Here is a 2,714-nt window from a genome sequence, read left to right on the forward strand (position 1 = left end):
GTTCGAGGTCGATTGGAAGAAGTTGTTCCGGATCGTGGTTCAGTAAGCAGAATATGATTCGACGCGCCGGGTCAGGACGTTCCAGAACTCGAACGACTCATTGACCTCTTCATGAGTGTCCTGCGTCAAGGGGTTGAATGGTAGGCCGCTGCAATCATGACCGAACCCGGAGGAGATCCATCGTTGGCTGAATCCACGATCCCGACTGTTACACGTGACTTCGAAAGCATCACCGGGTACTTCTCCCGTCGCGGTGACGCCTTCTACCCTCAAGCGATCGCCAGAGGAGGGTGGGGGGAGTCCGTCAGCGGACATGTCGTAGGTGGCCTACTGGGTTGGGCTGCCGAACGAGTCGTTGACGACGCGGCCTTCCTGCCCGCGCGGCTGACGGTTGACCTACCCAGGCCAACCGCTTTCGAGCCGATCGACCTAGAGACCCGTGTACTTCGGAACGGCAGGCGGCTGCGTCTCGTCGAGGTCGTCATGCTTCAAGGTGGCGAGGTCGTCGCCCAGGCGACCGGCCTATTCCTGCGACGGGGCGAACATCCGGCGGGGACGGTGTGGTCACCAGACATCGAGATGCCGCCGCTTCCGGCTGATGTGCAGCCTTCTGACAACTCGTTATTCGTTCGTACCTATGGCTGGGGGATGGCGATCCAGAATCCGGATCCAAACTGGTCCGGTGAGGGCGGCGAGAAGTTCACCTGGTTGCGGCTGACCCAGCCACTCATTCAGGACGAGCCGTTAACTCCGTTCACCCGCGCGGCGATGGCCGCAGATGTCACAGCTTCGTTGGTCAATTGGAGTTCAGAAGGCTTGAAATTCATCAATGCCGACTACACCGTGACACTCAGCCGTTTACCGGAGGGGCCGATGATCGGGTTGGCTGCGCAGGGTCATTGCGGTCACGACGGAATCGCAACCGGGTCGGCCACAATCTTTGATCGACACGGCAAAATCGGAAGCAGCGTCGCCGTCTCGTTGGCGCAAGCAGGATTTCGTCCGCCGTCGGCTTAGCACGGGTTGCGTTGCGACTCTGACGCCTTACGCCATGGCTAGGCCTTGAAACGGCCGGCAAAGCCGCGCAGGGGCAGGTCTGCGCTCGTCACCAGTCCGGGCGGAGCGGCGACGACTGACTTGATCGCGTTGAGGGCGGGCAGGCCCGTGACGGTCATACCGATGGAGGCGAAGTTGTCGGGGTTGGACAGGTCCACACCAGGCTTGGGAAAGATCATGTGCTTGTTGTAGACGCACGGATCGCCTTTGATCTGAGTGATGTAGCAGCCCTTGATGTTCCAACTCGGGTCGGTGTGCGGAGTCATCTGCCATTCCAGGTGCGTCTCCACCTTGGGCACACCGTTGACCATGCCCTGGTACTTGATGTAGTTGCCGCCGAGCGAGCCCTTCGGCATCTGGTACCAACCCAGGTCGACGTCTTTGGTGCAAGCGCCGAGCTCGTAGCTGAACTTGACCTCGTCGAGTTCGATGTCGAAGCAGTCGGCCATCATCAGCACACTGTCGGCGAAGACGCGGGTGTACTTCTCCAGCTTGCCCGGGATGCTGGGGTCGTCGACGGGCAGGCCGTAGCCGACCTCGATCCAGGTGTCCTTGCTGTGGTGACAGGACACGTCGACCGACTCGAGGGTCATGACGTTTTCGATTTCGGCGACGTCGGCCGAACACACGACGCCCAGGATCTGATTCAAACCGGGGTTCATGCCGGTGCCATAGAAGCTGACCTGACCCTTGTCGCATGCTTCGGCCAGCAGTTGGGTCACCGGCTTGCCGGACGGGTGGGGATGGTTCTTGTCGCGGTGCCAACCGGTGATCCAGTCGGCGGTGGTGACGATATTGATCCCAGCCTCAAGGACTTTCACGTAGAGGTCCTCGTCGGGAAAGACGCCGTGGAACGTGAGCACATCGGGCTTGGCGGCGATGATCTCCTCGATCGTGCCGGTTGCCTTCACCCCGATCGCAGGGATGCCAGCGATCTCGCCGGCGTCACGGCCGATCTTCTCCGGCGAATAGCAATGCAGACCAACAAGTTCCAGGTCGGTGCGGTTGCCGAGTCGCTTGATCATCTCGGACCCGACGTTGCCGGTCGCCACCTGGAAGACACGGACGGGAGCGTTCATTGGATTGGGCCTTTCAGTGAGCCTCAGTGGTGATGGATTGCAGCTCCGCGGCGCTGCCGCCTCGTCCGTCGGGATAGAACTGTTGGGCCCACTTGCGGATCGCGGTGAACCCTTCAAACTCGGAGGAGGACAGTGCGGGCGGGTCCGAATAGCGTTGGTGTGACCAGATGTGGACGTCCTGCTTGAACTGCCGGATGACGTCTTGGCCGAACTCTCGCGCCTTTGTTTCGTGCCGAGGTGCGTCTTTACCGGGCACCCGGCCGATGTACACCGTGAACCGGACGTCAGAGGTGTAGTCGTCGACCGGGGTGGTGGCCGAGATGGTCCGGTTGTCGATCATGCCCGAACTTTTGGTCACCGCAATGCCGAGGCCGCCGTTGATCGCCTCGACACCGCTGGTGACGTCGTCGATGGACTGGTGCTCGTCACCCTCGAAGGTGATGGTGAAGTCAACGTAGGACGTCGGCTGATCGAAATCGTGCCGGGTGAACACCGGCACGATCGGCGTCTTGTGCACGAATTTGAAGTGGGCGACGTCGACGCCGTTTTCCATCACGTACTGCGGATGCAATTCGCGTT

Annotated in this window: 2 protein-coding genes and 1 pseudogene; 1 reads left to right on the plus strand and 2 read right to left on the minus strand. The window is 60.8% G+C overall.

The window, feature by feature from the left end; all coding sequences use genetic code 11:
• The first annotated feature begins 183 nt into the window (after nt 1-183).
• On the plus strand, nt 184-1,017 hold the full coding sequence (locus WAN02_RS20975; RefSeq protein ID WP_422266142.1) for a thioesterase family protein: 834 nt from the start codon (nt 184-186) through the stop codon (nt 1,015-1,017).
• A gap of 38 nt (nt 1,018-1,055) precedes the next feature.
• Here the strand turns inward: WAN02_RS20975 and WAN02_RS20980 are convergent, their stop codons facing one another.
• Both WAN02_RS20980 and WAN02_RS20985 read right to left on the minus strand, forming a co-directional pair.
• Nucleotides 1,056-2,135: a dihydrodipicolinate reductase gene (locus WAN02_RS20980; RefSeq protein ID WP_422266143.1), complete on the minus strand. Its 1,080-nt coding sequence runs from the start codon at nt 2,133-2,135 to the stop codon at nt 1,056-1,058.
• A gap of 13 nt (nt 2,136-2,148) precedes the next feature.
• Nucleotides 2,149-2,714: pseudogene (locus WAN02_RS20985) on the minus strand (2Fe-2S ferredoxin); the annotation flags it as partial.

This window comes from Mycobacterium sp. (assembly GCF_049281135.1).
Classification (GTDB): domain Bacteria; phylum Actinomycetota; class Actinomycetes; order Mycobacteriales; family Mycobacteriaceae; genus Mycobacterium.